Source organism: Streptomyces sp. NPDC048278, from assembly GCF_040652195.1.
Taxonomy (GTDB): Bacteria; Actinomycetota; Actinomycetes; order Streptomycetales; family Streptomycetaceae; genus Streptomyces.
Genome location: NZ_JBEZLP010000012.1, coordinates 228,206 through 253,594, shown reverse-complemented (window position 1 = coordinate 253,594; position 25,389 = coordinate 228,206). Strand labels below are relative to the sequence as shown.

At 71.9% G+C, this 25,389-nt stretch carries 22 protein-coding genes; 11 read left to right on the top strand and 11 right to left on the bottom strand.

Features of this window, described 5'->3' with window-relative positions; genetic code table 11:
• The first annotated feature begins 103 nt into the window (after positions 1 to 103).
• Both AB0D74_RS22715 and AB0D74_RS22710 read left to right on the top strand, forming a co-directional pair.
• Entirely contained in the window at positions 104 to 916 is an 813-nt protein-coding gene (locus AB0D74_RS22715) for an SAM-dependent methyltransferase (protein ID WP_362589749.1), read from the top strand.
• Complete coding sequence (locus AB0D74_RS22710; RefSeq protein ID WP_362589746.1) at positions 913 to 3,057, top strand: EAL domain-containing protein; 2,145 nt, start codon at positions 913 to 915, stop codon at positions 3,055 to 3,057. Before AB0D74_RS22715 ends, AB0D74_RS22710 begins: the two co-directional genes overlap by 4 nt.
• 94 nt (positions 3,058 to 3,151) lie before the next feature.
• Here the strand turns inward: AB0D74_RS22710 and AB0D74_RS22705 are convergent, their stop codons facing one another.
• Positions 3,152 to 4,036: a LysR family transcriptional regulator gene (locus tag AB0D74_RS22705; RefSeq protein ID WP_362589743.1), complete on the bottom strand. Its 885-nt coding sequence runs from the start codon at positions 4,034 to 4,036 to the stop codon at positions 3,152 to 3,154.
• A gap of 119 nt (positions 4,037 to 4,155) precedes the next feature.
• Here AB0D74_RS22705 and AB0D74_RS22700 point away from each other — a divergent pair, with 119 nt between their 5' ends.
• From AB0D74_RS22700 to AB0D74_RS22680, 5 genes are all read left to right on the top strand, one after another.
• Positions 4,156 to 4,827 (top strand): succinate dehydrogenase, encoded by a 672-nt coding sequence (locus AB0D74_RS22700; RefSeq protein WP_362589878.1) that lies wholly within the window; start codon positions 4,156 to 4,158, stop codon positions 4,825 to 4,827.
• 1 nt (position 4,828) lies between these two features.
• The gene (locus tag AB0D74_RS22695) at positions 4,829 to 6,778 is read left to right on the top strand and encodes a fumarate reductase/succinate dehydrogenase flavoprotein subunit (protein WP_362589740.1); all 1,950 of its coding nucleotides are present in this window, start codon (positions 4,829 to 4,831) and stop codon (positions 6,776 to 6,778) included.
• On the top strand, positions 6,775 to 7,524 hold the full coding sequence (locus AB0D74_RS22690) for a succinate dehydrogenase/fumarate reductase iron-sulfur subunit (RefSeq protein ID WP_362589738.1): 750 nt from the start codon (positions 6,775 to 6,777) through the stop codon (positions 7,522 to 7,524). Before AB0D74_RS22695 ends, AB0D74_RS22690 begins: the two co-directional genes overlap by 4 nt.
• A gap of 378 nt (positions 7,525 to 7,902) precedes the next feature.
• Positions 7,903 to 8,667 carry a GNAT family N-acyltransferase gene (locus AB0D74_RS22685; RefSeq protein ID WP_362589875.1) on the top strand — a complete coding sequence of 255 codons (765 nt, stop codon included), beginning with the start codon at positions 7,903 to 7,905 and terminating at the stop codon, positions 8,665 to 8,667.
• Positions 8,667 to 9,530: a lysophospholipid acyltransferase family protein gene (locus AB0D74_RS22680; protein WP_362589735.1), complete on the top strand. Its 864-nt coding sequence runs from the start codon at positions 8,667 to 8,669 to the stop codon at positions 9,528 to 9,530. Before AB0D74_RS22685 ends, AB0D74_RS22680 begins: the two co-directional genes overlap by 1 nt.
• On the opposite strand, the gene AB0D74_RS22675 is transcribed toward AB0D74_RS22680, so the two are convergent.
• The 3 genes from AB0D74_RS22675 to AB0D74_RS22665 form a co-directional block, all read right to left on the bottom strand.
• A complete protein-coding gene (locus AB0D74_RS22675) occupies positions 9,485 to 10,888 on the bottom strand; it encodes a DUF3500 domain-containing protein (protein WP_362589732.1) in 1,404 nt (467 codons plus the stop codon). The two genes, AB0D74_RS22680 and AB0D74_RS22675, sit on opposite strands and share 46 nt — an antisense overlap.
• 43 nt (positions 10,889 to 10,931) lie before the next feature.
• Positions 10,932 to 13,277, bottom strand: a complete 2,346-nt coding sequence (locus tag AB0D74_RS22670; protein ID WP_362589729.1) for an excinuclease ABC subunit UvrA — start codon at positions 13,275 to 13,277, stop codon at positions 10,932 to 10,934.
• A 74-nt stretch (positions 13,278 to 13,351) separates the two neighbouring features.
• Positions 13,352 to 13,543 carry an antitoxin gene (locus AB0D74_RS22665; RefSeq protein ID WP_362589726.1) on the bottom strand — a complete coding sequence of 64 codons (192 nt, stop codon included), beginning with the start codon at positions 13,541 to 13,543 and terminating at the stop codon, positions 13,352 to 13,354.
• A gap of 213 nt (positions 13,544 to 13,756) precedes the next feature.
• Between AB0D74_RS22665 and AB0D74_RS22660 the strand changes: the two genes are divergently transcribed.
• Positions 13,757 to 16,228 carry an ATP-dependent Clp protease ATP-binding subunit gene (locus AB0D74_RS22660; protein ID WP_362589723.1) on the top strand — a complete coding sequence of 824 codons (2,472 nt, stop codon included), beginning with the start codon at positions 13,757 to 13,759 and terminating at the stop codon, positions 16,226 to 16,228.
• Here the strand turns inward: AB0D74_RS22660 and AB0D74_RS22655 are convergent.
• Complete coding sequence (locus tag AB0D74_RS22655) at positions 16,225 to 17,232, bottom strand: LLM class flavin-dependent oxidoreductase (RefSeq protein WP_362589720.1); 1,008 nt, start codon at positions 17,230 to 17,232, stop codon at positions 16,225 to 16,227. The two genes, AB0D74_RS22660 and AB0D74_RS22655, sit on opposite strands and share 4 nt — an antisense overlap.
• Positions 17,233 to 17,273: 41 nt before the next feature.
• Positions 17,274 to 17,444, bottom strand: coding sequence for a 50S ribosomal protein L32 (gene rpmF / locus AB0D74_RS22650; RefSeq protein WP_362589717.1), 171 nt, complete (start codon positions 17,442 to 17,444; stop codon positions 17,274 to 17,276).
• 84 nt (positions 17,445 to 17,528) lie between these two features.
• Between rpmF and AB0D74_RS22645 the strand changes: the two genes are divergently transcribed.
• Entirely contained in the window at positions 17,529 to 18,020 is a 492-nt protein-coding gene (locus AB0D74_RS22645; protein ID WP_362589715.1) for a hypothetical protein, read from the top strand.
• A gap of 10 nt (positions 18,021 to 18,030) precedes the next feature.
• Here the strand turns inward: AB0D74_RS22645 and AB0D74_RS22640 are convergent, their stop codons facing one another.
• Positions 18,031 to 18,246, bottom strand: coding sequence for a dodecin (locus tag AB0D74_RS22640; RefSeq protein WP_362589712.1), 216 nt, complete (start codon positions 18,244 to 18,246; stop codon positions 18,031 to 18,033).
• Between the two features lie 196 nt (positions 18,247 to 18,442).
• Between AB0D74_RS22640 and AB0D74_RS22635 the strand changes: the two genes are divergently transcribed.
• A complete protein-coding gene (locus AB0D74_RS22635; protein WP_362589708.1) occupies positions 18,443 to 19,705 on the top strand; it encodes an extracellular solute-binding protein in 1,263 nt (420 codons plus the stop codon).
• 115 nt (positions 19,706 to 19,820) lie between these two features.
• Here AB0D74_RS22635 and egtD read toward each other — a convergent pair whose 3' ends face one another.
• The 4 genes from egtD to egtA are packed head-to-tail and all read right to left on the bottom strand — an operon-like array spanning position 19,821 to position 24,236.
• Positions 19,821 to 20,783, bottom strand: coding sequence for an L-histidine N(alpha)-methyltransferase (gene egtD, locus AB0D74_RS22630; protein ID WP_362589705.1), 963 nt, complete (start codon positions 20,781 to 20,783; stop codon positions 19,821 to 19,823).
• Positions 20,780 to 21,583 carry an ergothioneine biosynthesis protein EgtC gene (gene egtC, locus AB0D74_RS22625; protein ID WP_362589702.1) on the bottom strand — a complete coding sequence of 268 codons (804 nt, stop codon included), beginning with the start codon at positions 21,581 to 21,583 and terminating at the stop codon, positions 20,780 to 20,782. Before egtC ends, egtD begins: the two co-directional genes overlap by 4 nt.
• Positions 21,583 to 22,911 carry an ergothioneine biosynthesis protein EgtB gene (gene egtB / locus AB0D74_RS22620; RefSeq protein WP_362589699.1) on the bottom strand — a complete coding sequence of 443 codons (1,329 nt, stop codon included), beginning with the start codon at positions 22,909 to 22,911 and terminating at the stop codon, positions 21,583 to 21,585. The genes egtC and egtB overlap by 1 nt, the downstream gene beginning before the upstream one ends.
• On the bottom strand, positions 22,908 to 24,236 hold the full coding sequence (egtA, locus tag AB0D74_RS22615; RefSeq protein WP_362589696.1) for an ergothioneine biosynthesis glutamate--cysteine ligase EgtA: 1,329 nt from the start codon (positions 24,234 to 24,236) through the stop codon (positions 22,908 to 22,910). The genes egtB and egtA overlap by 4 nt, the downstream gene beginning before the upstream one ends.
• Positions 24,237 to 24,537: 301 nt before the next feature.
• On the opposite strand from egtA, the gene AB0D74_RS22610 reads away from it, so the two are divergent.
• A complete protein-coding gene (locus AB0D74_RS22610; RefSeq protein ID WP_362589693.1) occupies positions 24,538 to 25,386 on the top strand; it encodes a TIGR02452 family protein in 849 nt (282 codons plus the stop codon).
• Positions 25,387 to 25,389: the final 3 nt, after the last annotated feature.

The window sequence follows — 25,389 nt, the reverse complement described above, 5'->3', positions numbered from 1 at the left end:
CTGACCGGGAACGGACGGTCAATTTCCGTTTCGGCTACCCCCGTTCGCAGGCGATCAGTAGCCTCAGCTCGAACACCGGATCGCCTCAGCCTTGGAGAGATACATGGAGCGTCCCGCCTGGGCCCCACGGAGCATCGACATCTCGGTGCCGAGCGTTTCGCGTATCTACGACTACTACCTGGGCGGTTCGCACAATTTCGAGGTCGACCGGGAAGCGGCCCGCAAGGCGATGACCCACCTGCCGGGACTGCCGAAGATCATGCAGGCCAACCGCGCCTTCATGCGCCGCGCGGTCCGGCACGCCGCGGACTCCGGCATCGACCAGTTCCTGGACATCGGCTCCGGCATCCCCACCTTCGGCAACGTCCACGAGGTCGCGCAGGCGGCGCATCCCGGCGCGCGCGTGGTGTACGTCGACCACGACCCGGTGGCCGTGGCCCACAGCAACGCCGTACTGGCGGGCAACGAGGACGCGGACGTGGTCGCCGCCGACCTCCGCAAGCCCCAGGAGATCCTGTCCAGTCCCCAGGTGGAGCGCCTGATCGACCTGAATCGGCCAGTGGCGTTGCTTCTCGTTGCCATACTGCACTTCGTGGAAGACGCGGACGACCCGTACGGGGCAGTGGCACAGCTGCGCGACGCACTCGCGCCCGGCAGCCTGCTTGTTCTCACGCATGCCTCGTACGAGGGAATCCCGCTGCCGGCCGAGCGGGCCGAGGGGGCGGTGGACGTATACAAGGACATTCGCAACCCACTGATCATGCGCTCGCGCGACGAGATCGCGCGGTTCTTCGAGGGGTACGACATGGTGGAACCCGGACTGGTGCCGATGCCGCACTGGCGGCCGGAGTCGGCGCCGGAGGACGAGGATCCGTATGCCTTCTCCGGATTCGCCGGCGTGGGGATCGCGGCGTGACCGCGGAGCCGGGCGGCCCGGAGGACAGACTGCGCAGGTTCGCGACGATCTGGAGCCGGGCGGTGTTCCCGGTGACCTCGACGTCCCTGACCCGTCCCGAGTTCGAGGAAGAGCTGCTGCCGCTGGCCCGCCGGCTGAGCGAGATCCTGCTGGCACACGGCTTCGACACCGACGAGGCCCGGCAGGTCGGCGCCGCGCTGATCGACGCGCACTGCACCGACCCGGAGGCGCTGACCCGCTCCCTCGACTGCGTCGACGCGTACCTGGTCCTGTACTGCGGCGAGGACGGCCCCCAGGACGAGCTGCGGATGCGCTCCTCGCGGATCCAGCACGCGATGGCAGCCGGGTTCGCCCAGGCGCTGCGCGAGCGCACCCTGGCCGAGCAGGAGGCCATCGCCCAGGCCGCGTTGCGCGCCCAGGGCGTGGTGGCGCAGGCGCTGCACGCCAGCGAGGCCCGCTTCCGCGCCGTCTTCGAGGGCGCGGCGATAGGGATCGGCATCGCCGACCTCGAAGGCAACGTGCTCCAGGTCAACGGCGCGCTGCTGCGCATGTTCGGCGGCTCGGAACAGACTCTGCGCGGTCGCAACGTCCTGGAGTGGGGGCATCCCGAGGACGCGCCGCAGACCTGGCGGCTCTACGAGGAGCTGGTGCGCGGCGAACGCGAGCACTACCACGTCGAGAAGGCCTTCAACCGCTCCGACGGGACGGTCCTGTGGACCAATCTGACCGTCTCCCTGCTCCGGGACGCGGACGGCGAACCGCAGTACCAGCTGGCCCTGATGGAGGACACCACCGAGCGTCGCCTGCTCAACCTCCGGCTGCGCTACGAGGCCACCCACGACGCGCTCACCGGCCTGCCCAACCGCACCCTGTTCTTCGAGCGGCTGGAGAAGGCGCTGTCGGCCGGCGAGGGCCAGCGCTTCGGCCTGTGCTACCTCGACCTGGACGGCTTCAAGACCATCAACGACAGCCTCGGCCACTCGGCCGGCGACCGGCTGCTCGTGGAGGTCGCCGACCGGCTGCAGTCCTGCGCGACCGCGCCCGGCGAGATGGTCGCCCGGCTCGGCGGCGACGAGTTCGTGGCCCTGACCACCGGACCGGCCACCCAGCGCGAGGTCGACGACCTGGCCGACCGCATCATGAACGCCCTGGTCACCCCGATCAGCATCGACGGCCGTGAGCTCATGGTCCGCGGCTCCATCGGCATCGTGGAGGGCCCGGCGGGCGAGCGCACCCCGGCCGAGGTGCTGCGCAGCGCCGACATCACGATGTACCGGGCCAAGTCGGCGGGCGGCAACCGCTTCGAACTGGCCGACCCCGAGGCGGACGCCCGCGCGATCACCCGGCACGGCCTGACCACGGCACTGCCGGCCGCCCTGGACCGGGGCGAGTTCTTCATCGAGTACCAGCCGCTGGTCCACCTCGGCGACGGCAGTGTCCGCGGCGCCGAGGCCCTGGTCCGCTGGCTGCACCCGCAGCACGGCGTCCTCGGCCCCGACCGGTTCATCCCGCTCGCCGAACACACGGGGCTCATCGTCCCGTTGGGCCGCTGGGTCCTGGAGGAGTCGATCCGCCAGGCCCGCGAGTGGCGAGAACGCTACGGTGACCACGACGGCGCCGGCCCGCTGCGGATCAACGTCAACCTCTCCCCGTGCCAGCTCTCCCACCCGGGCCTGGTCCAGGACACGGTGGACATCCTGGAGCGGACCGGGGTGGCCCCAGACGCCCTCTGCCTGGAGGTCACCGAGTCCGCGCTCATCGGCGCCGACGACGACCTCCTCAAGCCCCTGCGGCGCCTCGCCGAGATGGGCGTGGACATCGCCCTGGACGACTTCGGCACCGGCTACTCGAACCTCGCGAACCTGCGCCGCCTGCCGGTGAGCATCCTCAAGCTGGACCGCTCCTTCACCCAGAGCATGCAGCAGTTCCCCGCGGACCCGGTCGACCTCAAGATCGTGGAGGGCATCGTCACCCTGGCCCACAGCCTGGACCTCGCGGTCACCGTGGAGGGCGTGGAGACCGGGGCCCAGGCGGAACAGCTCCGGATACTGGGCTGCGACACGGCCCAGGGCTGGTACTACGCCCGCCCGGGCCCACCGGAGAGACTGCACGACCTCGCATTGGTGGATGCGACGGGTTGAGCGCCCCCAAGGGGCGCGGGGAACTGCGCGACCAGCCACGCACAACCCCCGCGCCCCGCACGGCGATCCACCACAACGGCGTGACCGGGCACCGTCACCTCTCCAGCAGCATCCGCTGAAGCTCCCGCGCGGCCCGAGGCGGCGCCACATCGCTCCGGTGCGCCAACGCGATCGTCCGATGCAACCCCGGCCGGGCCAGCGGAGTGACCCGCAACCCCCGCCCCGACCGCGCCGCCACCATCCGCGGCACCACGGCCACCCCCAGCCCCGCCCGCACGAACCCCAGCACCGCGTCCATCTCACCCCCCTCGACCGCGAACCCCGGCTCGAACCCCGCGGAGCGGCACGCGGCGACGGTCAGCTCCCGCAGGTCGTACCCGTGCCGGAACATCACCAGGCGCTCCCCTTCCAGATCCGCGATCTTCACCCCGCCCCGCCCCCGCCCGGGCACCGTCGCCTCGGGCGAGGACACGACCACCAGGTCCTCCCGCAGCAGCTCCACGGTCGTCAGCGCGGGCGACGCCGGCGGCAGCGGCAGCACGATCAGGGCCAGGTCCAGCGCCCCGCGCGCCAGCTCCCGTACGAGATCGTGCGAGCCGCTCTCCTCGATCAGCAGCTGGATCCCCGGGTACCGGTCGTGGAAGGCCCGCAGCACGTCCGGCAGCAGCCCGGTGCACAGACTGGGCGTCGCCCCCAGCCGCACCCGCCCGCTCCGCAGCTGCACCAGTTCCTGCACCTCGTGCCGGGCGGTGTCGGCGTCCGCGAGGATCCGCCGGGCCAGCGGCAGCAGCGCCTCGCCCGCGTCGGTCAGCGTGATGTTCCCGCGCGCCCGCAGGAACAGATCCGCCCCGAGCTCCCGCTCCAGCGTCTTGATCTGCTGGGACAGCGACGGCTGGGCGACATGCACCAGCTCGGCGGCCCGCGTGAAGTGCCGGGTCTCGGCCACGGCGACGAAGTACTGAAGCTGCTGGAACTGCATGGTGACACGATAGCTTCCGGCTATGGAATCAAGCCGGACCATGTCTTGGACCGATCGGGTGGTCCGGCCCTAGCGTCGTCCCCATGGCTCTGGCAACGCGGACGGACCGACGGCCGTCCATGGCGCGCACGATGTGGGACAGCTCCGTCGGCAAGAAGACCGTGATGGCCGTCAGCGGCCTGATCATGCTGCTCTACCTGGTCGTCCACATGATCGGGAACCTGAAGATCTACTTCGGGGCGGGCGAGTTCAACCACTACGCCCACTGGCTGCGCACCGTCGGCGAACCGTTCATGCACTACGAGTGGACGCTCTGGCTCATCCGGATCGTCCTGGTCGTCGCCGTGGTCGCCCACGCCACGTCCGCCTACCAGCTCAGTCGCCGAGACATCAAGGCACGCCCCAGCAAGTACGTGCACAAGAAGCCACGGGCCTCCTACGCCACCCGCACCATGCGCTGGGGCGGGATCATCCTCGGCCTGTTCATCGTCTGGCACATCCTGGACCTGACCACCGGCACCGTGCACTCGGGCGGCTTCCAGGAGGGCCACCCGTACCAGAACGTCGTGGACACCTTCTCCACCTGGTACGGCGACGTCATCTACATCGTCGCGATGCTCGCGCTCGGCCTGCACGTGCGGCACGGCTTCTGGAGCGCCGCCCAGACCCTCGGCGTCGGCAGCCGCACCCGCGACCGCGCCCTCAAGATCACGGCCGACGTCCTCGCACTGCTGCTCACGGCCGGCTTCATCGCCGTACCCGTGGGCGTCATGACCGGAGTGGTGAGCTGACATGACCGACTACGTGAACTACCCGACCGGCACGCCCGTCTCCGACGGCAAGGCCCCCGACGGCCCGGTCAACGAGCGCTGGGACAAACGCCGGTTCGAGGCCAAGCTCGTCAACCCCGCCAACCGGCGCAAGCACACCGTGATCGTCGTCGGCACCGGTCTCGCGGGCGGCTCCGCCGGCGCCACCCTCGCCGAACAGGGCTACCACGTCGTCCAGTTCTGCTACCAGGACTCCCCGCGCCGCGCACACTCCATCGCCGCCCAGGGCGGGATCAACGCGGCGAAGAACTACCGCAACGACGGCGACTCCGTCCACCGGCTGTTCTACGACACCGTCAAGGGCGGCGACTTCCGGGCCCGCGAGTCGAACGTCCACCGCCTCGCCCAGATCTCCGTCGAGATCATCGACCAGTGCGTGGCGCAGGGCGTGCCGTTCGCCCGCGAGTACGGCGGTCTGCTCGACACCCGCTCCTTCGGCGGCGTCCAGGTCTCCCGCACCTTCTACGCCCGCGGCCAGACGGGCCAGCAGCTGCTCCTCGGCGCCTACCAGGCGCTGAGCCGGCAGATCGCCGACGGGAACGTCGAGATGCACCCGCGCACCGAGATGCTCGACGTGATCGTCGTCGACGGACGGGCGCGCGGGATCGTCGCCCGGGACCTGATCACCGGGAAGATCGACACGTACTTCGCGGACGCCGTCGTCCTCGCCAGCGGTGGCTACGGCAACGTCTTCTACCTGTCGACGAACGCCATGAACTCCAACGCCACCGCGATCTGGCGGGCGCACCGGCGCGGCGCCTACTTCGCCAACCCGTGCTTCACCCAGATCCACCCCACCTGCATCCCGCGCACCGGCGACCACCAGTCCAAGCTCACCCTGATGAGCGAGTCGCTGCGCAACGACGGCCGGATCTGGGTCCCCAAGGCCAAGGGCGACACCCGGCCCGCGAACCGGATCCCCGAGGACGAGCGCGACTACTACCTGGAGCGCATCTACCCGTCCTTCGGCAACCTCGTCCCGCGCGACATCGCCTCCCGCGCCGCGAAGAACGTCTGCGACGAGGGGCGGGGCGTCGGCCCCGGCGGGCAGGGTGTCTACCTGGACTTCGCCGACGCCATCCAGCGGATGGGGCGCAAGGCCGTCGAGGCCAAGTACGGCAACCTCTTCGACATGTACCAGCGGATCACCGACGAGGATCCGTACGAGGTGCCCATGCGGATCTATCCCGCCGTGCACTACACGATGGGCGGGCTCTGGGTCGACTACGACCTCCAGACCACCGTTCCCGGCCTGTTCGCGGTCGGCGAGGCCAACTTCTCCGACCACGGCGCCAACCGGCTCGGCGCGAGCGCGCTGATGCAGGGCCTGGCCGACGGCTACTTCGTGCTCCCGGCCACCATCAACGACTACCTCGCCCGCAACCCCCACCAGGACGCGGTGACCGACGAACACCCCGCCGTCCAGGAGGTGCTGGCCGAGACCGAGGACCGGCTGAACCTGCTGCTGTCCGTCGACGGCGACCGTACGCCGGACTCCTTCCACCGCGAACTCGGCGAACTCATGTGGGAGTTCTGCGGCATGGCCCGTACGGACGCCGGGCTGCGCAAGGCACTTGAGCGGATCCCGCAGATCCGTGAGGAGTTCTGGCGGCGGATCAAGGTGCCTGGGACCGGTGAGGAGTTCAACCAGTCCCTGGAGAAGGCCAACCGCATCGTCGACTACCTGGAACTGGCCGAGCTGATGTGCCTCGACGCGCTGCACCGCGCCGAGTCCTGCGGCGGCCACTTCCGGGAGGAGTCCCAGACGCCCGACGGCGAGGCCGCCCGCAAGGACGACGAGTTCGCCTACGCGGCGGCCTGGGAGTTCACCGGCACCGGGGACGCCCCGGTGCTGCACAAGGAAGACCTGGTCTTCGAGTACGTCCACCCCACCCAGCGGAGCTACGCATGAAGCTCACCCTGCGCGTCTGGCGGCAGCGGAACGCCGACGCCGACGGAGCAATGTCCACGTACGAGGTGGACGGCATCTCCACCGACATGTCGTTCCTGGAGATGCTCGACACCCTCAACGAGGAACTCATCCTGCGCGGCGAGGACCCGGTCGCCTTCGACCACGACTGCCGCGAGGGGATCTGCGGCGCGTGCTCCCTCGTGATCAACGGGGACGCGCACGGGCCGGAGCGGACCACGACGTGCCAGTTGCACATGCGGTCCTTCAAGGACGGCGACACGATCGACGTCGAGCCGTGGCGGGCGTCCGCGTTCCCGGTGATCAAGGACCTGGTGGTGGACCGGTCGGCGTTCGACCGGATCATCCAGGCCGGCGGGTACATCACCGCGCCGACCGGGGCGGCGCCGGAGGCCCACGCCACGGCGGTGCCGAAGGCCGACGCCGACTTCGCCTTCGAGCACGCGGAGTGCATCGGGTGCGGGGCGTGCGTCGCGGCCTGCCCGAACGGGGCGGCGATGCTGTTCACGTCCGCCAAGGTGAACCACCTGAACGTGCTGCCGCAGGGGGCGCCGGAGCGGGAGACGCGGGTGCTGGACATGGTGGGGCAGATGGATGCGGAGGGGTTCGGGGGGTGCACGCTGACGGGGGAGTGTGCGACGGCTTGCCCGAAGGGCATTCCCCTGGTGTCGATCACCAGTATGAATCGGGAGTGGCTGCGAGCTGCCCGGAAGGCCGGGAAGCGGTAGCGCCGTCGGGGACTGCTGCGTCGCCGTGGCTGGTCGCGCCCGCGCGGCGGTAGCCGCATATCGAATACAGCCCCGCGCCCCTTCGGGGCGCTCCAGTGCGGGGCGCTGCCAAGTGAAAGACGTTCGCCGGAAGGTGCGGACGGGCGGGGTCGGGGAGTGGTGCTCACCGGCCCCGTCTCGCGTTCTTTACGGCCGTTTGATCACGGTGGCGTTACTCTCAGGCGTCTGTGAGTGACCGGAAAGGGGGCGACCCCCGGCATTCAGCAGTCGCACATCCACGGGTCCCGCGCATGTCACGCCGAGTCCAGCCTGCCACGGAAGAAAGCAGGTGCAGATTTCCTCAGCTTCCGCTCGGCGCAGGAGACCTCCATGACCGCCATGCCCGCCTCACCCCCCGCTCTCGCCGCCCCAGCCGGGGACTCCGGCTACCTGGTGCAGCTCGCCCGTGACGAGGACGACGTCCGGGCCGCACAGCGGCTGCGCTACCAGGTGTTCGCCGGAGAGATGGGAGCCCGGCTCGACGGGCCGGAGCCGGGACTGGACGTGGACGCCTTCGACGCGTACTGCGACCACCTCCTCATCCGCGAGGCCCTCACCGGCGAGGTCGTCGGCACCTACCGGCTGCTGCCGCCGGAGCGTGCCGCGGTCGCCGGCCGCCTCTACTCCGAGGGCGAGTTCGACCTGAGCACGCTCGCCCCCATCCGCTCCGGCCTCGTCGAGGTCGGCCGCTCGTGCGTGCACCCCGCCCACCGCGACGGTGCCGTCATCGGCCTGATCTGGGCCGGGATAGCCCGGTACATGGTCGACCGCGGCCACGAGTGGCTGGCCGGCTGCTGCTCTGTCCCGCTCGCCGACGGCGGCGCCCTCGCCGCCGCCACCTGGGACCGGGTGCAGGCCAAGCACCTCGCACCGGAGGAGTTCCGGGTACGGCCCCTGAACCCCTGGGTCCCCACCGTGCCGGCCGCCGAGGGCCGTACCGAGCTGCCCGCCCTGCTGCGCGGCTACATCCGCCTCGGTGCCTGGGTGTGCGGCGAGCCCGCGCACGACCCGGACTTCGGGGTGGCCGACATGTACGTGCTGCTGTCGATGCGCCGTGTCAACGCGCGCTACCTGCGGCACTTCCTCTCGCTCGTCCCGGCCTGATGAGCGTCTGGCTGCCCAGCGCGCCCTGCACACCGGGCGCGTGCGTGGGGCGTGCGGGGTCCCTGACGACCCTGCCCCGGGCCGTGCTGCGGTTCGCCGCGGTGGTGTTCCTGATGCTCGTCGCGATCGCGCTGCTCCCGCTCGGCGGGCGAATCCCCACCGAGTGGGTGCGCCGGTTCTCCCGGACGCTCGTCCGGGCGGCCGGGGTCCAGGTCCGGATCACCGGGAGCGCGCCGGGCACCGGCGGCGTGCTGCTGGTCGCCAACCACATCTCCTGGATGGACATCCCGCTGCTGGCCGCCGTGCGGCCGGCGCGGATGCTCGCCAAGAAGGAGATCCGCGAGTGGCCGGTGGCCGGCGCGCTGGTGGCCGGGGCCGGGGCGCTGTTCATCGACCGGGACCGGCTGCGCGCGCTGCCGGACACGGTCGGCCGGATCGCGGGGGCGCTGCGCGAGGGCGCCGCGGTGGTCGCCTTCCCCGAGGGCAGCACCTGGTGCGGCCGGGCCCAGGGCCGGTTCCGGCGGGCCGTGTTCCAGGCCGCGCTGGACGCGGGCGCGCCCGTGCAGCCGGTGCGGCTGCACTACCGGCTGGAGGCGGGAGCGGCCAGCACCGTGCCCGCCTATGTCGGCGCGGACACGCTGCTGGCCTCCCTGTGGCGAGTGGTGTCGACCCGCGGCCTGGTGGCCGAGGTGGACATACGGCCGCTGATAGCGGCCGGCAGCCACCCGGACCGTCGCACCCTCGCCCGCGCCGCCCAGCCGGTGACCCACGAGCCGGCCTGGACGCACGCGGCTCTGGTGAGCTCCGAGCGGGCCTCTCAGTGGTCGGTCTCCAAGTGGAGCCTGAGCAAGTCGACACCGTAGTCGCCGCCGTTGGGCGTGCGGATGATGGTGTGGATGTGCTGCTGGGTGGGCGTGCCGTTCGGGCCGCCCATGCCACCGCCGCCGCCCGGCCCACCGGAGGGCATACCGCCGGTGGGCTGCCCGGTCATCTGGCCGGTGGGCTGTCCCGAGGGCTGACCCGAGGGCTGCCCGCCGCCGGTGCCGGTCTTCGTGCCGTAGGCGAGCGGCGACTGGGCGTCGTACTCGATGAGCACGACGGGGCTGTGCACCCGGTAGTAGAAGGCCGAGGTGTCCTTGGTCTTGCCGAGCCAGTAGAAGTACGTCTGGTCCAGGTGCTTCTCCACCTCGGTCATCTTCACCTCGGCGTGGCCGTCGTCCATGTATCCGACGTAGACGCGGACCAGGTCCAGGAGCTTGTCCCGCTGGGCCGAGGTGAGTTCGGAGCCGGGCAGGCCCTGGTAGGCGAGCTTGAGGTTGTCGGAGCCGGCGCCCGCCTTCATGTCGGTGCCGGACTTGCTCACCTTCGAGTCGATCGCCTTGGCGCGCTGGGTCGCGGTGAGGGAGCGGATCACGGCCAGACCGGCCTCGGTCTCCGGCTTGAAGAGGGTGATCTTCTCGCCCTCGTAGGTGGCCGAGGTCGGCTCCGAGCCCATGAAGGTCGGCGTCATCACGACCTGGTCGCCGAGGACGAAGTAGTTGATGGCGACATGGTGGCCCTCGTACTGGAAGCCCCACGGCTTGCTGGTCGACGGCGTGCCCATGAAGGTGAAGAAGTAGGCGCCCTCGGTCAGGGTCTCCCGGTTGCCGCCGTTGTAGTCGCCCAGGAACTGGTTGAGCTTCATGATGTTCCGGGTCTGGGTGAGACCCTTCGCGGACAGCGCCGAGCCGAGCAGCGCGAACCCCGACTCCCGCTTCTCGTCCGTGATGTCGCCCATCCGGACGCCCTTGCGCTCGTACCCGTCGACGTTGCTCCAGGCCAGCCACTCGTCGTCGGCCACGTCGAAGGTGCAGGACGTGCGTTCCTTCGCGCTGAGGCCGTCCAGGAACGCCTGCGCGGCCTTGACGACCTTGTCCGTGGAGACGCCGGTGGAATGGACCGAGTACAGGCCGTCGACGACCTTGCCGTCCGTGGTGAGGCCCGTGAAGTCCTTGTACTTGACCTCGGTCTGGCCGGGGCCCATGCCGCCGGCTCCGCCGGGGCCGCCCGAGGGCATGCCGCCGCTCGGGGCTCCCGAGGATGAACTCGACGCGTTCGAGGAGCCGTCGGAGCAGCCGGTCATGGTCGCCAGCGCGGCGACACCGCCGGCGAGCAGCGCCTTGTTCATGAACCAGCGGCGGCTGCGTTCGGCTTCGGGGGTGCGGGGGTGGTGTCCGTGCATGCGCCCAAGGTTCCGGGGCAACCTGAAGCGTTCCTGAAGACCGTCAGGGCAGGGAGCGGGACAGATAGGGCGCGGTGACGCTGCCCTCGGCCCGGGCGACCTCGGCCGGCGGGCCCGCCGCGACGATCCGGCCGCCCCGGTCCCCGCCGCCCGGCCCCAGGTCGATCACCCAGTCGGCGTCCGCCACCACCGTCATGTCGTGCTCGACCACCACGACCGTGTGCCCGGCATCGACCAGCCCGTGCAACTGCTGCATCAGCACCTCGACATCGGCCGGGTGCAGTCCCGTCGTCGGCTCGTCGAGGAGGTAGAGGGTGTGGCCGCGCCGCCCGCGCTGCAACTCACCGGCCAGCTTGATGCGCTGGGCCTCGCCACCGGACAACTCCGTGGCGGGCTGCCCGAGTCGCAGGTAGCCGAGACCCACGTCGAGCAGTGTCGCCAGGCTGCGTACGGCGGCCGGGGTGTCCGCGAAGAACTCCGCCGCGCCCGCCACGGTCAGGTCCAGCACCTCGGCGATGTTCCGCCCCCGGTACGTCACTTGCAGGGTCTCGGGGTTGTAGCGCGCCCCGCCGCAGTCCGGGCACGGTGCGTAGGTGCTCGGCAGGAACAGCAGCTCCACGCTGACGAACCCCTCGCCCTGGCAGGTCTCGCAGCGGCCCCCGGCCACGTTGAAGGAGAACCGTCCGACGCCGTAACCGCGCGCCCGTGCCTGCCCGGTGTCCGCGAACACCTTCCGTACGACGTCGAACAGGCCGGTGTAGGTGGCCAGGTTGGACCGCGGGGTGCGGCCGATCGGCTTCTGGTCGACGGAGACCAGGCGGCCGACCTCGGCCGGTTCCCCGGTGATCTCACCGATCAGCGTCGACTTGCCGGAGCCGGACACCCCGGTGACGGCGGTCAGGACGCCGAGCGGGAACTCGGCGGTGACCGCGCGCAGGTTGTGCCGGGTCACCGGGCCGACCGTCAGCCGGCCCCTGGCGGGACGCGGTGCGCGTACCGGGGCGGGATCCCGCGCGAACAGGTGGCGGGCGGTGGCGGACTCCGCGACCCCGGCCAGCTCCGCGACCGGTCCGCTGTGCAGCACCTCGCCGCCGTGCTCGCCGGCCCGCGGACCCACGTCCACCAGCCAGTCGGCGCCGCGCACCACGTCCAGGTGGTGCTCCACCACGAACACCGAGTTCCCGGCCGCCTTCAGCCGCGCCAGGACGGTGAGCAGCGCCTCGGTGTCCGCCGGGTGCAGGCCTGCCGACGGCTCGTCCAGGACGTAGACGACACCGAAGAGCCCGGAGCGCAACTGGGTGGCCAGGCGCAGGCGTTGCAGCTCGCCCGCGGAGAGGGTGGGCGTGGCCCGGTCGAGGCTGAGATAGCCGAGGCCCAGCTCGGCGACCGGGTCGATACGGGAGACGAGGTCCGCGGTGAGCACCCGCACGGTCTCCGACCCGCTCCGGTCGGCGGCGTCGCCCAGCAGCCCGGCCAGTTCGGTCAGCGGCAGTGCGACGAGGTCGGCGATCGTACGGCCGGCGAACGTCACCGCGAGGGCCTCGGGCCGCAGCCTGCCGCCGCCGCACAGCGGACAGGGCGCACTGGTCAGGAACCGCTCCGCCTTCGCCCGCAGCGCGGGGCTCTTGGAGTCGGAGAAGGTCTTCAGCACATACCGGCGGGCGCTCGTGTACGTGCCCTGGTAGGGCCGTTGGATGCGGTCGGCGTCCCGGACCGGATGCACGGTGACCACCGGCTGCTCGTCCGTGAAGAGGATCCACTCGCGCTGCCCGGCGGGCAGGTCGCGCCACGGCCGGTCGACGTCGTGGCCGAGCGCGTCCAGGATGTCCCGCAGGTTCTTGCCCTGCCAGGCGCCCGGCCAGGCGGCGATCGCGCCCTCGCGGATCGACAGCGACGGATCGGGGACCAGCGACTCCTCGGTCGTCCGGTGCACCCGGCCAAGGCCGTGGCACTCGGGGCACGCGCCCGCCGCGGTGTTGGGCGAGAACGCGTCGGAATCGAGCCGCTCGGCGCCCGGCGGATAGTCCCCGGCACGCGAGAACAGCATGCGCAGGGAGTTCGAGAGGCTGGTGACCGTGCCGACCGAGGAGCGGGAGGTGGGGGCCGAGCGGCGCTGCTGCAGCGACACCGCCGGCGGCAGCCCGCTGATCTCCGCGACCTTCGGCGCCCCCACCTGGTGGATCAGCCGGCGCGCGTACGGCGCGACCGACTCGAAGTAGCGCCGCTGGGCCTCGGCGTAGATCGTGCCGAACGCCAGGGACGACTTCCCTGAGCCGGACACTCCGGTGAAGACGGCCAGCACATCCCGGGGGATGTCCACGTCGACACCCTTGAGGTTGTGCTCACGGGCACCGCGCACCCGGACGTACGGGTCATGGGGGCTGTGCATCGAACGGACACTCCGTGACGGACGGCTCGCGGGGCAGGGACAAACCCCGCGATCCTAGCCCTCGCAGCCGCTTGCTACTGCGGAGGGTTGCCCTGCCCGCGCTCCCGTTCGATGTAGTCGTCGGCCTGCTTCTGGGCCATGTCGACCTGGGACTGGTACTTGTTCCCGGTCCGCTGGTCGATCATGTCGCCGCCCTTTTGGACGCCTTGCCTGGCCTGGTCCTCGTGGCCCTTCAGCATCCCCTTGAGCTTGTCCAGCATGGACATGGCAGCCCTCCTCGCTGGTTGCGGCTTCCACCCCCAGCGTCACCGGCCGGGGCGCCGTCCGCATCTCGGCGGATGTCCCCGTGCGGGCCCGGCGTGCCTGTGCGAGCTTGGAAGACGCGGATTTCCGCCGATCGCGGAGCCCTCCGGAGAGGCTCCCGCGCAGCCGCCCCGCGGAGCCGCCCCACACAGCTGTCCGCAGAAAGGCCCGGCCCCATGAGCACTTCCGGTTTCGGATTCGGACGCAGTCCCTTCGAAGACTTCGACGAGCTGATGTCCCGCTTCTTCGGCGGCTCGGCGGCGGGTGCCCAGCCCCGCCGCCCGCAGCGCGTCGACATCGGCAGCCTGCTGTCCGAGCGGGCCCGGGAGCTGGTCGCCGAGGCCCGGGACCTCGCCGCCGCCGAGGGCAGCGAGGAACTGGACGCCCGGCATCTGCTGGCCGCGGCCACCACCCTCGACTCCACCCGGCGGATGCTCACCGAGGCGGGCGCCGACCCCGACCAGCTCCGGGCACGGCTCACCGCGGGGCACGGCGGCGGCGCGAGGACCGAGCCCACCGCGCTCACCCCGGCCGCGAAACGCGCCCTCCTGGACGCCTACCAGATCTCCCGCGCCGAGGGCGCCTCCTACATCGGCCCCGAGCACCTGCTGCGCGCGCTCGCCGCGAACCACGAGTCGGCGGCCGGCCGGGCGCTCGGCGAGAGCGGCTGGGAGCCGACCCGGATGCCGGCCGAGGGTGCGGCGGAGCGCAGGAAGCCCAGCACCACGCCGACCGTCGACGAGTACGGCCGTGACCTCACCGAGGACGCCAGGGCCGGGCGCCTGGACCCGGTGATCGGGCGGGACGAGGAGGTCGAGCAGACCATCGAGGTGCTCTCCCGGCGCAGCAAGAACAACCCGGTGCTGATCGGTGACCCGGGTGTCGGCAAGACCGCCATCGTGGAGGGCATCGCGCAGCGGATCGTCGCCGGGGACGTGCCCAAGATCCTCGAAGGCAAGCGGCTGGTCTCCCTGGACCTGGCCGGGATGGTGGCCGGCACCAAGTACCGGGGCGAGTTCGAGGAACGGCTGAAGAAGCTGCTCGACGAGGTCCGCGAGCACGGCGACGAACTCGTCCTGTTCCTCGACGAGTTGCACACGGTCGTCGGCGCGGGCGGCGGCGGGGACGGCTCCCTCGACGCGGGCAACATCCTCAAACCCGCCCTGGCCCGTGGCGAGTTGCACCTCATCGGTGCGACCACCGTCGACGAGTACCGCAAGCACATCGAGAAGGACGCGGCTCTGGAACGCCGGTTCGCGCCCATCCTGGTCGGCGAGCCCACCGTCGACGACACCATCGAGATCCTGCGCGGCCTGCGCGACCGCTACGAGGCCCACCACCAGGTCCGCATCACCGACGAGGCGGTGGTCGCGGCGGCCGAGCTGTCCGACCGCTACATCACCTCCCGGTTCCTGCCGGACAAGGCGATCGACCTGATGGACCAGGCGGCGGCCCGGGTCCGGCTGCGCTCGAAGACCCCGCCCACCGACACCCGGGACATCGAGGACCGGGTCGCCGCCCTGAACCGGGAGAAGGACCAGGCCGTCGCCGACGAGGAGTACGAGCGCGCCAAGGAGCTCCGCGACCGCATCAAGGCGACCGAGGCCGAGCTGGAACAGGCCGGCACCGCGGAGGAACACGCGCCCAAGGTCACCGCCGAGGACATCGCCGAGGTCGTCTCCCGCACCACCGGAATCCCGGTCGCCGAGCTCACCGAGGAGGAGCGGGAGCGGCTGATGAAGCTGGAGGAGCACCTGCACGAGCGGGTCGTCGGCCAGGACGAGGCGATCACCGCCGTCGCCCGTGCGGTCCGCCGCGCCCGCGCCGGCATGAGCGACCCCAACCGGCCCGTCGGCAGCTTCCTCTTCCTCGGCCCGACCGGCGTCGGCAAGACCGAACTGGCCCGCGCCCTGGCCGCCGCCCTCTTCGGCGACGAGACCCGCATGATCCGCCTCGACATGAGCGAGTTCCAGGAGCGCCACACGGTCTCCCGGCTGGTGGGCGCCCCGCCCGGATACGTCGGCCACGAGGAGGCCGGGCAGCTCACCGAGGCGGTGCGCAGGCAGCCGTACGCCGTGCTCCTCCTCGACGAGGTGGAGAAGGCGCACCCGGACGTCTTCAACACCCTGCTCCAGCTCCTCGACGACGGCCGCCTCACCGATGCCCAGGGCCGCACCGTCGACTTCAAGAACACCGTCGTCATCATGACGTCGAACATCGGCGCCGACCGCATCCTGGCCGCCGGCACGGAGGACTACACCAAGGTCCGCGAGGCGGTCATGCCGGCCCTCCAGCAGCACTTCCGGCCCGAGTTCCTCAACCGCATCGACGAGATCATCGTCTTCCGCGGCCTGGACCGCACCCAGCTGCGCGAGATCGTCGACCTGCTCCTCGAACACACCCGGAGCCGGCTGCGCGCCCAGGACGTCACGCTCGAAGTCACCGACGCGGCGGCCGTGCTGCTCGCCAACCTCGGCCACGAACCGGACTTCGGTGCCCGTCCGCTGCGCCGCACCATCCAGCGCGAGGTCGACGACCGCCTCGCCGACCTGCTGCTCTCCGGCCAGCTGGTGGCGGGCGAGCGGGCGGTGGTGGATGCGGAGCACGGCGAGATCGTGATCCGCTCGGACAAGCCGGCGACGGTCTAGACGGTCCGGGGGCGCACGATCGAGGCCAGTCGCCGGTAGGAGTCCAGCAGGGCCGTCCGGTCGTAGGTGCTGGTGGTGACCAGGACCTCGTCGGCGGCGGTCTCTTTGAGGACCGTCTCCAGTTCGTCGGCCACCTGGTCCTCGGTACCGGCGAGGTGCCCGGCGAGCCCGGACTCGTAGAGGCCGCGTTCCTTCGCGGTCATCGTCCGGGCCTCGACGGCCTCGACCGGGGGCAGCGGCGGGAACGAGCCGTGCGTGCGCGAGTACGCCATCGACCAGGCCTCCGGCACGAGCAGCCGGTGCGCCGCCTCGGGCGTGCCGGCGACGGCGACCGTCCCGGAGATCACCACATACGGCTCGGCCGCCCACGGGGAGGGGCGGAAGCGGTCGCGGTAGTGGTCGATGCCGCGCCGCATCTTCTCCCGGTTGCGCAGGTCGCCGATGACCATCGGCAGCCCGGCGCGGGCCGCGATGTCGGCGCCCTCGCCCATCGCCAGCACGAACGGCGGCACGCGCAGCCCCTCGGCCGGGCGGGCCCGCACCCCGGTCGGCGACGTCCCCTCGAACCAGCCGAGCAGCTCGCCGAGCTGTGCCGCGAAGTCCTCGGCGTCGTCCCGGTCGCGGCCCAGGGCCTTGCGCACCCCGCCGGTGAAACCCACCGACCGGCCGAGCCCCATGTCGATCCGCCCCGGGTACAGCGACTCCAGCACGCCGAACTGCTCAGCCACGACGAGGGGTTGGTGGTTCGGCAGCATCACGCCGCCGGTCCCGACCCGGATGGTCCCGGTCGCGGCGGCCACGGCGGCGGCCAGCACGGTCGGCGCGGAACCGGCGACCCCGGGCACACCGTGGTGCTCCGAAACCCAGAAGCGGTGATAGCCCAGCGCCTCCAGCTCCCGCGCCAGCGCCACGGTGTCCCGCAGTGCCTCGGCGGGCGAGTGGCCCTCCCGGGTGCGGGAGCGGTCGAGGACGGAGAACCGGGTCCGGGCGGTCAGCGCGTTCACAGAGGGTTCAACACCGGCGCGGCCACAGGATTCCCGCCGGCTCAGCCCCCGGGGCGCAGCAGCCCGCGCTCGTAGGCCCTGACCAGGTGCTGCGGGACCAGGTGCCGGACGCCGTCGACCGTCACCGGTACCAGCGGCGGGGTGCTGGCCTTCCACCGGGCGCGGCGGTGGCGGGTGTTGCTGCGGGACATCCTGCGTTTGGGAACGGCCATGGAGCTTCTCCTCGGTGCTGTGGCGGGCAGACACCGGGACGCTGTATGAAAATGGATCCCATGAGCAATTGATAGGGTGGCCGGGTGGCAGAGAGCAGCAGGCGTCCGATCGCCGTGTTCGACATCGACAACACCCTCGCCGACACCGCGCACCGGCAGCGGTTCCTGGAGGGCGGACCCCGGGACTGGGACGCGTTCTTCGCGGCGGCGCCGCACGATCCGCCGATCGCCGAGGGGGTCGCGCTGGCCGTGGCGACCGCCGAGGAGTGCGACATCGTCTATCTCACGGGGCGGCCCGAGCGCTGCCGGCGCTCCACGCTGGACTGGCTCGCCGCCCACGGGCTGCCCGAGGGCCGCGTGCACATGCGGCGCAACGCCGACCGCAGGCCGGCCCGGCAGACCAAGCTGGAGATCCTGCGGCGGCTCGCCGAAGGGCGTTCGGTCCGTGTCCTGGTCGACGACGACGAGCTGGTGTGCGACGCCGCCGAACGGGCCGGTTTCACCGTCGTACGGGCCCGCTGGGCCGACCGCTCGGCCGCGCTGGAGCAGGCCCAGGAGGGGGAGGGGCGGACCTGACGGTACGGCGTCAGCCCTCTTCGTCGATGCGGAAGCCCACCTTCAGGCCCACCTGGTAGTGCTCGATCCGCCCGTCCTCGATCTGGCCCCTGACCTGCGTCACCTCGAACCAGTCCAGGTTGCGCAGAGTCTGGTTGGCGCGCGCGACACCGTTGCGGACGGCCTGGTCGATGCCCTCGTGCGAGGTGCCGACGATCTCGGTGACCCGGTAGGTGTGGTTCGTCATCGGGAAGCTCCTCTCGTCGTCACTCCACGGTGCCGCATCAGGAAGCGGAGCGCGAGGCGTCGGTTCCGAAACGCAGACAGCCCTTGACCCTCCGTATTGGTCCATACCAAAATCCCGTACACCCGCACGAGCCCCGGTGCTCGCTCCCCCCACGTCGGGCCTCTTCGCCTGTCCGCCAGACAGAACAGGAACCCTCGTGACACATCGCCGCCCGCTCGCCCTCGCCTGTGTGTCCGCCGCCCTGCTGAGCGCCTGTGGAGTCCTGCCGGGCGAAGGGGGCGGGCGCCACACGGTCACGGTCTGGCTGATGCGGAACAGCGCCTCGGCGGACTTCCTGCACCGGTTCACCGCGGACTTCGAGCGCACCCACAAGGACATCCGCCTGGACATCCGCATCCAGGACTGGACCGGCATCGTGGACAAGGTGCAGGCGGCCCTGAAGAGCGACTCCGCCGACGCGCCCGACGTCATCGAGGTCGGCAACACCCAGGTCCCGCAGTACGTCGAGGACGGCCGGCTCACCGACCTCACCCTGGAGTCGATGCGCGACTGGGGCAAGGAGCACTGGCTGCCCGGCCTCGCCGAACCCGGCCGGGACGACTCCCGCCAGTACGGCATCCCCTGGTACGCCGCCAACCGGGTCGTCATCTACCGCAAGGACCTCTTCGAGAAGGCCGGGATCACCGCCCCGCCGAAGACCCGCGAGGAGTGGCTGGCCGACACCGAGAGGCTCAACTCCGGTGGCGACCAGGGGATCTACCTCGCCGGACAGGACTGGTACACCCTCTCCGGGTTCATCTGGGACGAGGGCGGCGACCTCGCCCGGGAGTCGGACGCGGACTGGAAGGGCACCCTCGACAGCCCCGCCGCGCTGCGCGGGATGGACTTCTACCGGCAACTCCAGGCCCTCGGCAAGGGACCCGTCGACGCCGACGAGGAACACCCGCCCCAGGCCCAGGTGTTCGCGGGCGGACAGGTGGCCCAGATCGTCGCGGTGCCCGGCCTCGCCCAGTCCGTCGTGCAGGAGAGTCCCGAACTGAAGGACGAGATCGGCTACTTCCCGGTGCCGGGGCTCACCGCGGACCACCCGGGCGCCGTCTTCACCGGCGGCTCCGACCTCGTCGTACCGCAGAACACCGACCGGCCCTACGACGCGACCGCCGTCGTCGGCGCGCTGACCGGCGCCAAGTGGGACACCGACCTGGCCCGCACCATGAACTACGTGCCCAACAAGACGACGCTGGCGGGTGCGGTGGCCGGGGAGGAGGGGGTCGCCGCCATGGCGGCGGGCGCCGCACGGGGACGGGCGACCCCCCACACCCCGGACTGGCCGGCGGTGGAGGCCGAAAACCCGATCAAGACCTACATGACCAAGGTGCTCCGCGGAGCGGACCCCGAGACCGAGGCCCGCCACGCCTCCCAACAGATCACCGACCTACTCGCACCGGACTTCGGGTGAGCGTCCGCGCCCCGCAAGGGGCGCGGGGAACTGCGCGACCAGCCACGTCGGCGCCGCAGACGACCGACGACGTGGCACGGCCCCCCGCGGAGCGTCCGGCGCCCGGCGGACTACTTCAGCGCGCCACGCTCAGCGACAGCGCAAAGCGCCCCTCCGCGTCGGTCCACCAATTCGTCAGCTCCAGCCCCGCGGCGGCCAGTTCGCCCGTCACCCCGGCCCGCCGGAACTTCGCCGACACCTCGGTCCGCAGCTCCTCGCCCGCCGCGAAGTCCACGGCCAGATCGAGCGCCGGCACCTTCACGGTCTGCGCCACCCGGGAGCGCAGCCGCATCTCGATCCACTCGTTCTCCGCGTCCCACAGGGCGACATGGTCGAAGGCGTCCGGGTCGAAGTCGGCGTCCAGCTCCCGGTCCACGACGGCGAGGACGTTCTTGTTGAACTCGGCCGTCACCCCGGCCGCGTCGTCGTACGCCCGGACCAGCACCCCCTCGTCCTTGACCAGGTCGGTGCCGAGCAGCAGCGCGTCGCCCGGCGCGAGCCGCCGTCGGACCGAGGCCAGGAACTCCGCCCGCTCGGCGGGCAGCAGGTTGCCGATCGTGCCGCCGAGGAACACCAGCAGCCGGGGCCCCGGCGACTCGGGCAGTTCGAGGCGGCCGGTGAAGTCGGCGATCAGGGCGTGCACGGTCAGCCCCGGCCGCTCCGCGACGAGCGCCTCGCCGGCCTGGGTCAGCGCGCTCTCGCTCACGTCGACCGGGACGTACACCTCGAGTCCGGTGAGCGCGTCGATGAGCAGGCGGGTCTTCTCGGAGGAGCCCGAGCCCAGCTCCACCAGGGTGCGGGCCCCGCTCGCGGCGGCGATCTCGCCGGACCGGGTGCGCAGGATCTCCCGCTCGGCCCGGGTCGGGTAGTACTCGGGCAACTCGGTGATCTGCTCGAACAGCTCGCTGCCCCGGGCGTCGTAGAACCACTTCGGCGGCAGTGTCTTGGGCGTTGCGGTGAGGCCGGTCAGGACGTCGGCGCGCAGCGCGGCGTCCGTCGCGTCCTCGGGAAGGGTGCGGGTGACACGGAAGGGACTCACGTACAAGGCTCCTTAGGTGGTACCGATGCCAGGTCCTCGACCGGGTTCTCGACCGGGTCCTCGACGGGCGTGAGAGCGACGCCCGCGCGGCTCGCGGTGAGCAGTGTGCGGTCGGGGACCTCCTGCCAGCGCGGGTCGTCGTCGTACGGCTCGGAGGCGACGACGGTGCGCAGGCCGGGTTCCACGAGGTAGTGGAGGCTGTCGCCCCAGGTGGTGGCGGTGATGGTCTCGCCGTCGGTGAGGAGGAGGTTCAGCCGGGCCGCGGGTGCCGCCCCGGCCACCTGCTGAACCGTTTCGGCAAGGGCCGGGCCCGGCTCCGTGCCCGACCGCAGCCGGTGCAGGGCCAGCGCCCAGACGAACGCCGAGTCGGTGCGGGCCTCCATCGACAGCAGGTCGGCCGGGGGCAGCAGCGGGACCAGGGGCGCCATGGCCCCCGGCCAGCCCGGGATCGCCCCGTTGTGGCTGAACAGCCAGCGGCCCGCGGCGAACGGTGCCGCCGCGGCCTCCCCGTCCGCGCCCGCCAGGGTCGCGTCCCGTACGGCGGCCAGCAGCGCGCCGGTGCGTACGACCCGGGCCAGGTCGGCGAAGGACGGGTCGGCCCAGATCGGCCCGGCGCGCCGGTAGCGGGCCGGCTGCGGATCACCCGGGGCGTACCAGCCCACCCCGAAGCCGTCCGCGTTGACCGTCCCGTACCGCTGGTGCCGGGGTGCCCAGGACTGCCGGTAGAGGGAGTGCTCGGGCTCCACGAGGAGCCGGCCGAGCGGCTCCTCGGGTCCCAGGCAGGCCAGGTGACGGCACATCAGGCGGTCTCCGCGTCACGGGCGGTGCGGAAGCCGGAGAAGATCTGCCGCCGGATCGGGTAGTCCCAGTTGCGGAACGTCCCCCGGCAGGCCACCTGGTCCACGGCGAACGAACCGCCGCGCAGCACCTTGTACTCGGGGCCGAAGAACACCTCCGAGTACTCCTTGTACGGGAAGGCGGCGAAGCCCGGGTACGGCTCGAAGTCGCTGGCCGTCCACTCCCACACGTCACCGATCAACTGCCGTACGCCGAGCGGGGACTCGCCCTCCGGGTAGCTGCCGACCGGGGCCGGGCGCAGGTGCCGCTGGCCCAGGTTGGCGTGGTTCGGCGCCGGGTCGGCGTCGCCCCACGGGTAGCGCCGGGACCGGTTCTCGCCCGGGTGGTGCCGGGCGGCCTTCTCCCACTCGGCCTCGGTGGGCAGCCTGCGCCCGACCCAGCGGGCGTAGGCGTCCGCCTCGTACCAGGACACGTGCAGCACCGGCTCGTCGGGCGGTACGACCTCGGTGACCCCGAACCGGCGGCGCAGCCACTGGCCGGCCTCCCGGTGCCAGAAGTGCGGCGCGGAGATGGCGTGTTCCCGGATGTGCGCCCAGCCCTCGGGCGTCCACCAGCGCTCGTCCTCGTAGCCGCCGTCCTCGATGAACGCCAGGTACCGGCCGTTGGTCACCGGGACGGTGTCGATCCAGTAGGACGCCACCTCCCGCCGGTGTGCGGGGCGTTCGTTGTCCAGCGCCCAGGGCTCGGTGGAGGTGCCCATGGTGAACGGGCCGCCGGGGACCAGGACTTCGGCCGGGCCGGTGAACGGCGGCACCGGGGCCGGGTCCGGGGCGGTCAGGGCCTGCGGGCCCTTGCGGAGCTGATGGGTGATCAGCATCGTCTCGTCGTGCTGCTGTTCGTGCTGCGCGATCATCCCGAAGGCGAAGCCCGCCTCGGTCAGCCGGGTGCCGCCCTGGAAGGCCGAGCTCTCCAGCAGGTCCAGGGCCCGGCCGCGCACCTCCGCCGCGTACTGCCGGGCCTCCGCGGGCGGCAGCAGCGGCAGCGAGGGCCGCTCGGAGCGCGGGTGCTCGAAGGCGTCGTAGAGGCTGTCGATCTCCGGGCGCATCGCCTCCCGGCCGCCGACGTTGCGCAGCAGCCAGAGTTCCTCCTGGTTGCCGATGTGCGCGAGGTCCCAGACCAGCGGGGACATCAGCGGGGAGTGCTGGGCGGTGAGGTCGGGCCCCTCCACGCAGCTGGTCAGCAGCGTGGTGCGGTCGCGGGCCGTGATGAGGGACTTCAGCGCCCGGTCCCGCAGGGTCTCGATATCGATGTCGGCGTCGGTCTCGGTCATGCGCTGATGTCCTTCCCATGGGCGCGACCGGCCGTGCCGCGCAGTCGGTCCAGCAGGTCGTCGGCCGGGCAGCGGCCCCGCAGCACGTACCGGTCCCGGAACGCCGCCACGGCGTCCGTCACCTCGGGGGCCGCGCCGATCCTCGGCAGGGCCTCCAGGGCTGCCGTGAAGCAGGCGACGGCGGCCTCGTGCAGCTCGGGGTCGCGGAGCCCGGTGCGGGCCGCGTCGATCCACAGCGGGTTGTTCGGGGCGGGGCGCGGCCCCGCCCGCTCGGCCAGCGGCTTCACCGTCCGGTACGCGGTCTCGGCGGCCTCCGGGTCGTCGAACAGCGCCGCCGTCACCGCCAGCGGCACGATCCACCCGTCGTCGCCGGGCTGCGCGTCGATCATCCGCAGCTCCAGATGACCCCGCGGCCTGACCGGCGGGAACAGGGTGGTGAGGTGGTACGCGAGATCCGCGCCGGTGGGCGCCCCCGACCGGGTCCAGGCCCGGAAGGTCAGACCCTCGGGGACCTCCCAGGGGCCGCCGTCCCGCCGTACGCACATCACCGGTGCGTCGAGCACGTGCCGGGCCCAGGCGGTGCGCGGGTCGCCGTCCAGCGGGGGCCCGCCCGCGCGGCCCGCGCCGATCTCCATCCACAGCAGCTGCCGGGTGGAGAGCCAGCCGGTGGGCCGTTGCCCGACCAGCGGGGAGTTCGCGAACGCGGCCACCAGCACCGGGCCGAGCTGATGGGTCAGCCACCAGCGCCGGACGTACCCGAGCGGGCCGGGCTCCTCGTGGCCGGCGTCCAGGCAGACCTGGACGGACGCCGAGGAGCACATCATGTGGCGGCCGGCCGTGCCGGTGCGGTCCAGGCAGCTCTCCATCGCGTCGTAGCGCGGCTCGCGCAGGAAGCGGCGGGGGATGTGCCAGGGATCGTGACCGACGCCCACAAGCCCGAGGTCCTGTGCTGCGAGGACCCTGCGGACGGCGTCCAGGTCGGCGGAGACGGTGCCTATGCACTCCGTGAGGGAGGCGGCGGGCGGCGAGCTGAGCTCCAGCTGGCCGCCGGGTTCGACGGTGAGCGCCGACCCCAGGGGCACCGTGCGCAGTGCGGCGTAGGCCGCTTCGAGTCGTTCGGGTGTCACCGGGAGCTGCGGCCTGCGCAGCTCGTGGACCAGCCATTCCACTTCGACCCCGAGCGTGCGGGGCGGGCCGGTCTTGAAGCAGATGCCCTTGACCAGGGCCTCCACCTCGGCTTCGGTGACAGCCGTGCGGTCGTCCGAGAAGTCGGTTTTCACCGACCCGTCGGTACAGTCGCCGCTGTCGGATATTGAGTCGGACATGTCGGGATCCTCCTGAGATTCCACCATGCCACCGTCCCGGCCGTGGATACGTCCGGGGCGGCATCGTCCGTCCCACCCAAGACCTTCACGTCCGTTCGCACAAGGGCACCTATCGGCACGTTCTAGATCGGTAACCTCTGCTTCCTCGCCGCTTCGTTGCTCCTTCGTTGCCTGTTTCCAGCCGGTTTCGGGCCAGGGAAACTCCGTTGCACGGCACCACCAGCATCGCCCAGGATGCGTGCATGAGCACGACGGGGGAGGCCGCGCGGGCCGCGGCCATGGCGTCCACGGGGGTGGCGCCATGAGCGCGCGCCTGCGCGGCATCGCACGGCAGACCGAGGAGATCGTGGCGGCGGGGAGCTACCGTGCGCCCGACGGCCGGGAGGTCCCGCTGGCCGCCGACATCGCTGCCGCACGGGCCGGGACGCGGCTGTACGGCCCGGAACCGGTGCCGGTCCCGCCGTCCCCGGATCGCGATCCCGTCCCGGCCGTTGCGGACACCGTCTTCGAGGTCACCGGCGAGAGCAGCCTGGAGGCCGCCCGCCGACTCGCCGACGCGCCGGTGGCCGTGCTCAACTTCGCCTCGGCCCGCAACCCGGGCGGCGGCTACCTGAACGGCGCCCAGGCGCAGGAGGAGGCCCTGTGCCGGGCCTCCGCGCTGTACACGTGCGTGCGCGAGGCCGCCGCCTACTACGACCACCACCGCGCACACCGCGACCCCTTCTACACGGACCGCGTGATCCACTCCCCGGCCGTCCCGGTCTTCCGCGACGACCGCGGCGCACTGCTCGCCGAGCCCTACCGCGCGGGCTTCCTCACCGCCGCCGCGCCCAACGCGGGCGTGATCCGCCGTACGGCTCCGGAGCGCGCCGGTGAACTGCCGGCTGCCCTCGCCGTACGGGCCGAGCGGGTACTGGAGGTGGCCGCCGCGCACGGCTACCGGCGGCTGGTGCTCGGCGCCTGGGGCTGCGGGGTGTTCCAGAACGACCCCGCGCAGGTCGCGGGCGCCTTCCGGGAGCTGCTCGGCCCCGGCGGACGGTTCGCGGGCACCTTCGCACACGTGGTGTTCGGGGTCCTGGACCGCACGCCGGGATCCGCGGTCCGGGGAGCCTTCGCGGAGGCGTTCCGGACCGTCGCCGTCCGCGACTAGCGG

What these genes read in the sequence shown, in the direction of transcription:
- AB0D74_RS22715 (WP_362589749.1), top strand. Translation starts at nt 104, where the DNA reads ATGGAGCGTCCCGCCTGGGCCCCACGGAGCATCGACATCTCGGTGCCG.
- AB0D74_RS22705 (WP_362589743.1), bottom strand. Translation starts at nt 4,036, where the DNA reads ATGCAGTTCCAGCAGCTTCAGTACTTCGTCGCCGTGGCCGAGACCCGG.
- AB0D74_RS22700 (WP_362589878.1), top strand. Translation starts at nt 4,156, where the DNA reads ATGGCGCGCACGATGTGGGACAGCTCCGTCGGCAAGAAGACCGTGATG.
- AB0D74_RS22695 (WP_362589740.1), top strand. Translation starts at nt 4,829, where the DNA reads ATGACCGACTACGTGAACTACCCGACCGGCACGCCCGTCTCCGACGGC.
- AB0D74_RS22690 (WP_362589738.1), top strand. Translation starts at nt 6,775, where the DNA reads ATGAAGCTCACCCTGCGCGTCTGGCGGCAGCGGAACGCCGACGCCGAC.
- AB0D74_RS22685 (WP_362589875.1), top strand. Translation starts at nt 7,903, where the DNA reads ATGCCCGCCTCACCCCCCGCTCTCGCCGCCCCAGCCGGGGACTCCGGC.
- AB0D74_RS22680 (WP_362589735.1), top strand. Translation starts at nt 8,667, where the DNA reads ATGAGCGTCTGGCTGCCCAGCGCGCCCTGCACACCGGGCGCGTGCGTG.
- AB0D74_RS22675 (WP_362589732.1), bottom strand. Translation starts at nt 10,888, where the DNA reads ATGCACGGACACCACCCCCGCACCCCCGAAGCCGAACGCAGCCGCCGC.
- AB0D74_RS22670 (WP_362589729.1), bottom strand. Translation starts at nt 13,277, where the DNA reads ATGCACAGCCCCCATGACCCGTACGTCCGGGTGCGCGGTGCCCGTGAG.
- AB0D74_RS22665 (WP_362589726.1), bottom strand. Translation starts at nt 13,543, where the DNA reads ATGTCCATGCTGGACAAGCTCAAGGGGATGCTGAAGGGCCACGAGGAC.
- AB0D74_RS22660 (WP_362589723.1), top strand. Translation starts at nt 13,757, where the DNA reads ATGAGCACTTCCGGTTTCGGATTCGGACGCAGTCCCTTCGAAGACTTC.
- rpmF (WP_362589717.1), bottom strand. Translation starts at nt 17,444, where the DNA reads ATGGCCGTTCCCAAACGCAGGATGTCCCGCAGCAACACCCGCCACCGC.
- AB0D74_RS22640 (WP_362589712.1), bottom strand. Translation starts at nt 18,246, where the DNA reads ATGACGAACCACACCTACCGGGTCACCGAGATCGTCGGCACCTCGCAC.
- egtC (WP_362589702.1), bottom strand. Translation starts at nt 21,583, where the DNA reads ATGTGCCGTCACCTGGCCTGCCTGGGACCCGAGGAGCCGCTCGGCCGG.
- egtB (WP_362589699.1), bottom strand. Translation starts at nt 22,911, where the DNA reads ATGACCGAGACCGACGCCGACATCGATATCGAGACCCTGCGGGACCGG.
- egtA (WP_362589696.1), bottom strand. Translation starts at nt 24,236, where the DNA reads ATGTCCGACTCAATATCCGACAGCGGCGACTGTACCGACGGGTCGGTG.
- AB0D74_RS22610 (WP_362589693.1), top strand. Translation starts at nt 24,538, where the DNA reads ATGAGCGCGCGCCTGCGCGGCATCGCACGGCAGACCGAGGAGATCGTG.